Here is a 6046-nt window from a genome sequence, read left to right as displayed (position 1 = left end):
TAGCTTTTTAACTTTACAGGATAGCTTATGATTATTTGAAGTTCTGCGGCTTTGATATAGCTTCTGTGCTATCTCAGCATTATAGTCACTATTTATACTAGTGCGATTAAGTTCCTTTTTTATAGCTGTTTCACTATAGCCAATTTTATTGGCTATTTGAGATGTTTGGTATCCTAATTTAAGTAATTCTTCTATACAATATCTATTTGAAAGAGTTAAGTGCTTTGGCATTTTTTAGTTCCTTATCGTTTATTTTAGTTTCGTCAAAACCTAATAAACTATATTTGGAACTCTCTTTCAACTATTTAAAACTTTCAGAATACAATCTAGCATTTTTTCTTATTTTGACTATTTAATAGACTTAAAATAAACTAACTCAATAAAGTGAGTTTGGTTTTATAAATATGGATAACAAAAAAAATATTCTAATAACAGGTTGCTCGCATGGTGGCATTGGCTACGCAACAGCCAGCTATCTTCGAGATAAAGGATATCAAGTTTTTGCTTCTGCTAGAAAGCAAGAAGATGTAGATAAGCTTAAAGCTGAAGGCTTTGATACTTATCTGATAGATGTCACTAATTATCATCAGGTTGATCAGGCCTTAGAGGCTATTTTAGCTAAAATTGGTGGCAAATTAGATGCTGTATTTAATAATGCTGGATTTGGACAAGTTGGCGCATTAGAAGATATCGATACACAATCTAACTAACAAAGCTATAAAAATTATGCGGAAACAAGGTCATGGAAAAATAATACAACATAGCTCAATATTAGGACTTATTGGTATGAGGTATCGTGGATCATACGTGGCTAGTAAGCACGCTCTAGAAGGTATGACTGATACTATGCGCCTTGAGCTTAGGGATACCAATATTTTTATTAGTCTATTAAATACTGGCCCTGTAACAAGTAAATTTAGAGAGAATGCACTAAAGACTATCGATAATGTTGAAGTAGAACATTCGCCTCATCATAAAGAATATTATAGAATAATGCTTGGTAATCACAAACCTATCCCTTTTAACTTACCAACAATTGAAGTAGCCAAAGTTGTTGAAAAAATTCTTATAGCAAAAAAACCAAGACCTAGATACTTTATAACAAAAGCGACTTGGATTATGACAACTCTCAAAAGATTCTTGACAACAAAAGCTTTTGACAAGGTTGTAGGAAAGTATTGACCACTATTTTCTAAACTTATACAAAAGCCATCCTACAAATATAAAAATCATTGGCCCTAAAATTAGTTCTGATTCATATATTGCAATCTCATAAGCATTATTCATATCGCTTGGTGGTTGAAAGCTAAACATTATACCTAATGATGTCGATACAAAAACTAGCACCGCAAACAAATATTTTATCTTATGATTCATAAGCTTGATATAAGCGATTACAAGATATAAATAAGGGATAAAATAAAGTACAGTAGCCATGAGGATCAAGATTTGATACATCGCATCAACTGACGGCAACAAATTTGTAAATACAACTATAAATGTAACCAACACACCCATAAATATCAAAGCATTTCTTGGAGAATCGTGCTTGTTAGTTTTGTGTAACCAATCCGGCAAAATCCCTTTAGGAGTACATTTAAAAAACATAATCACAGGTGCTAATAACCAAATACTAACCGCGGCAAATTCAGCAAATGTTAATAAAAATGCCATTAGCTTGGGAAACCATACCCAATGAAATTGATGACCTATAATCTCAAATGCTGTCATCAAGCCAGATGCCTTACCAATATCATCTGGAGATGCTACCAAATTCAAAGCTACTGTGCCTAGTATATATAGTCCAAGTAGTATAAAAGCAGATGGAATCAAGCCATAATAGAGGTTTTTCTTAGCATCTCTAACAGAGTTAGCAAAAGTAGGAATTATCTCAATACCAGCCATAGCAAACATAATAATAGTCAAAGTAGAAAGATTGTCCCACGAGCTACCATGAGGAGCTATGTTAGCCACAGAAAAATCAGTAGCACTATGCCCTACAGCTAGATAAGCTGCCACCCCTAGGACGATTATCACAATAGCAGGTATAAATGAGCCTAAAATACCACCAATATATACTAGATATTTGTTTGCCTTTAGACCATAAAAGCTAATTACCGTAATCAACCAAAAAGCTATCAATACCACCACAGTGATATAATAATGATTCTCAACCAATTCAGGCTTACCAATGAAGTAAGCAAAATTTGTAGCCAAAAATATTAGAACTGCTGGATAATAAAATATCGTATTAATCCAATACAACCATGCAACCATAAAGCCTGATTTTTCACCCAAAGCTCTAGTAGTCCAAGCATACATGCCTCCTTCATCAGGATATTTACGTGATAGTTGTGTAGCTATAACGACTAGTGGTAAGAAAAATACCAAAGCACCAAGTATCCAAAAAAATATTGCTGATGCTCCTAAACCTGCAGCAACAGGTATCCAACGGATACCAAAGTTAGCAGTGACCGCCATTATCGTGACATCTTTTAATCCAAGAACTTTATTATCTGTTGAGATTGAACTCATAAAATATATTACTCGTTAATAATTCATAGAATGATTATATGCATCATAATTAAGAATAAATATTCTAGAAGCTTATTTTTTAATGATGAATTTAATTTTTAGATAAGAAAGATATGAAAATTTGAATATAGTCTTTAGATGATATCCAAAATATATCCAACAAGAGATATTTTTGGATATTAAGACTTTATTACATCATGCCTGGCATACCACCCATGCCACCCATAGGCATAGCTGGAGCATCTTCTTTGATCTCAGCAACCATAGCTTCTGTAGTGATCATAAGACCAGCGATTGATGCGGCATGTTGTAGAGCTGAACGAGTAACTTTAGTAGGATCTAAGATACCCATCTCAACCATATCACCATAAGTATCATTAGCAGCATTATAGCCATAGTTACCTTCTTTAGCTTTTACTTCGTTAACAACTACAGAAGACTCACCACCAGCATTTGATACGATTTGTCTTAATGGTGCTTCGATTGCTTTTTTAAGTAATGCGATACCGTGATTTTGGTCATCATTATCACCAGTTAAGCCATCAAGAGCTTTTTGAGCTCTGATAATAGCAACACCACCACCAGCAACGATACCTTCTTCTACAGCTGCACGAGTTGCATGAAGAGCATCATCCACACGATCTTTTTTCTCTTTCATCTCAGTTTCTGTAACAGCACCAACTCTAATTACAGCAACACCTCCAGATAACTTAGCTAATCTTTCTTGTAGCTTCTCTTTATCATAATCAGAAGTAGCTTCAGCAACATTCGCTTTTAATTGATTAACTCTATTAGCAATAGCATCTTTGTTACCAGCACCGTCAATGATAGTAGTATCATCTTTAGATACTTGTACTCTACTAGCTGTACCTAAGTGCTCCATATTAGCTTCTTCTAGCTTCATACCAAGCTCTTCAGAGATAACTGTAGCATCTGTTAAGATTGCGATATCTTCTAGCATAGCTTTTCTTCTATCACCAAAACCAGGAGCTTTGACAGCACATGCCTTCACTACACCACGCATATTGTTTACAACTAAAGTAGCTAAAGCTTCGCTTTCTACATCTTCAGCGATGATCAGTAGAGCTTTACCTGATTTAGAAACACCTTCTAATACAGGAAGTAATTCACGGATATTAGAGATTTTCTTATCAACTAGTAATATATATGGGCTCTCTAGATCAGTAGTCATATTCTCTTGGTTTGTCGCAAAATATGGAGATAAATAACCTCTATCAAATTGCATACCTTCAACTACATCTAGCTCATCTTCAAAGCCTTTGCCTTCTTCTACAGTGATTACGCCTTCTTTACCAACCTTTGCCATAGCTTCAGCGATAAGCTTACCTACAGTAGAATCAGAGTTAGCAGAGATTGTACCCACTTGCTCGATAGATTTAGTATCTGAACAAGGCTTAGAAAGTACTTTTAGCTCTTCTACTAATTTAGCAGCAGCCTTATCAATACCTCTTTTTAGATCCATAGGGTTCATACCTGCAGCAACTGCTTTTAGACCTTCTGTAAGTAACGCTTGAGCTAATACAGTAGCTGTAGTAGTACCATCACCTGCTACATCAGCAGTTTTAGATGCTACTTCTTTAACTATTTGAGCACCCATATTTTCAAACTTATCTTCTAGTTCGATCTCTTTAGCAACAGATACACCATCTTTAGTGATTGTTGGTGCACCATAAGCTTTGTCTAAAACAACATTACGACCTTTAGGACCTAAAGTAACTTTTACAGCATTGGCTAGAGTATTCACACCATCTAGCATTTTTGCACGAGCTTCATCTGAAAATAAAACTTGTTTTGCAGCCATATTTAATTTCTCCTTTGAAATTTGTAAGATTTTTTGATTATCCGATAATGCCCATGATGTCATCTTCTCTCATCATCAGAAGAGTCTCATCATTTACTTTTACTTCACTGCCTGAATATTTACCTAATAGTACTTTATCGCCTACCTTGACATCCATTGGCTGAGTAGAACCGTTGTCTAATTTCTTACCATTCCCAACAGCTACAACCTCACCTTGACTTGGCTTTTCTTGAGCACTACCAGTTAAGATAATTCCACCTGCAGATTTTGTTTCTTCTTCTGCACGACGTACTAATACTCTGTCTTGTAATGGACGAATGTTCATAACAATCTTACTCCTTTGTTAATTATTGCTATTTTTTGTTTTCAAAAAATTTTTAATTTTTATGCAACTTAGAAAATCCATATATTCTAAGTACTTGCAAAACTACATATTGAGCCAAAAAAGTCATTTTCAAGGTTTTTTTTTATTTTTATCAATTTATCTATTGAATCTAACGTTACGTAAGGTTATATCATTATCAACATCCATAACAAAAAACTGTAATTATGAGTTGGAAAATAGGGACAATTGCAAAAAAACTGGACTGACAATTAGATCAATTCGTTTCTATGAGGAGGTGTGACTTATAAATCCATTAAGAGATAGTCAATCAGGCTATCGATTATATATGACACAAGACTTAATCAAATTACAACAAATAAAGTCTTTGAGTCACCTAGGATTGTCCCTTAGTAGAATCAAATCAATACTAGATAATATGACTAGTAATGACTGGCTAAAGCTAATTAATGAACAAATCAACTATATCCAAAAGCAAAAGTCTTCTCTAGATTTGATACTACTACAACTTAACAACCTAAAGAACACAATTACAAATAGTGATATGGATAAAAAATCAATCAATAACATATTATTCTCAACATTGGAGGCAATAACCATGTATGATAAATATTTTGACAAAGACACAATTAACTCATTCCACAATCATAACCATATTGACCAAAATGGTAAAGTAATAACCATTGAGGAAAGTTGGAGAAACTGGTGCCAATCACTAAATGATCTTATGAAAAATAATATTTGCTAGATTGTATTCTCAATGTTTATAGAGATACCAAAATGTACTTCATTAGGTGTCAAGTAATTTAAACATTTCTTAGGTCTATTATTCAAGTCTATCTGTAACTTCTAATGTATTGATGAGATATATTGTTAAAGTTAGTACCTTTAGATATAAATTGTCTGATATACCTATTCATGTTTTCATTAGTACCTCTTTGCCAAGGACTGTATGGATCAGCAAAGAATACTTTGATGCCAGTCTTGCTAGTTAGCTTCTTATGTTTAGCAAACTCTTTACCATTATCAAATGTAGCTGTTAATATTTTATGACCATTAGATACTTTGTACAATATTCTATTGATTGAATTAGCTGTTCTATCTATAGACTTGGCTAAAATAGTAAATCTGCTAGCTCTATCGACCATTGTTACAATAGCACTTTTATGGTCTTTACCAACAATAGTGTCACCTTCAAAGTGATAAAGATTTTTTCTATTATTAGCACTGCTAGGTCTTTCAGAAATACTCGCTCTATCCTTTATCTTAACTTGTTTAGAGTCACCTTCTTTTTTGTATTTATATTGTCTAGCTTTGAAAAATAATAAGTGTCTAAGCTTTAACTT

General features: G+C 33.6%; 5 protein-coding genes and 2 pseudogenes. 2 read left to right on the top strand and 5 right to left on the bottom strand.

Annotation, left to right across the window (positions count from 1 at the left end; genetic code table 11):
* A partial coding sequence (locus F8C69_RS08650) for a helix-turn-helix domain-containing protein (RefSeq protein ID WP_159183792.1) occupies positions 1-231 on the bottom strand: 231 nt, incomplete at its 3' end.
* Between the two features lie 173 nt (positions 232-404).
* Between F8C69_RS08650 and F8C69_RS08645 the strand changes: the two are divergent.
* Positions 405-1182: pseudogene (locus tag F8C69_RS08645) on the top strand (SDR family NAD(P)-dependent oxidoreductase).
* Between the two features lie 3 nt (positions 1183-1185).
* Here the strand turns inward: F8C69_RS08645 and F8C69_RS08640 are convergent.
* From F8C69_RS08640 to F8C69_RS08630, 3 genes are all read right to left on the bottom strand, one after another.
* Positions 1186-2535 (bottom strand): APC family permease, encoded by a 1350-nt coding sequence (locus F8C69_RS08640; RefSeq protein WP_159184894.1) that lies wholly within the window; start codon positions 2533-2535, stop codon positions 1186-1188.
* A 190-nt stretch (positions 2536-2725) separates the two neighbouring features.
* Positions 2726-4357, bottom strand: coding sequence for a chaperonin GroEL (groL, locus tag F8C69_RS08635; protein WP_159184893.1), 1632 nt, complete (start codon positions 4355-4357; stop codon positions 2726-2728).
* A gap of 37 nt (positions 4358-4394) precedes the next feature.
* On the bottom strand, positions 4395-4682 hold the full coding sequence (locus F8C69_RS08630) for a co-chaperone GroES (protein WP_159184892.1): 288 nt from the start codon (positions 4680-4682) through the stop codon (positions 4395-4397).
* 304 nt (positions 4683-4986) lie between these two features.
* Between F8C69_RS08630 and F8C69_RS08625 the strand changes: the two genes are divergently transcribed.
* On the top strand, positions 4987-5448 hold the full coding sequence (locus F8C69_RS08625) for a MerR family DNA-binding protein (RefSeq protein ID WP_268892356.1): 462 nt from the start codon (positions 4987-4989) through the stop codon (positions 5446-5448).
* Here the strand turns inward: F8C69_RS08625 and F8C69_RS08620 are convergent.
* Positions 5445-6046 (bottom strand): annotated as a pseudogene (locus F8C69_RS08620) (IS30 family transposase); the annotation flags it as partial. The gene F8C69_RS08625 and the pseudogene F8C69_RS08620 sit on opposite strands and share 4 nt — an antisense overlap.

This window comes from Francisella noatunensis subsp. noatunensis, assembly GCF_009823375.1.
GTDB classification, from domain to species: domain Bacteria; phylum Pseudomonadota; class Gammaproteobacteria; order Francisellales; family Francisellaceae; genus Francisella; species Francisella noatunensis.
The sequence above is the reverse complement of the archived record's forward strand: the minus strand, read 5'-3'. Positions and strand labels throughout refer to the sequence as shown.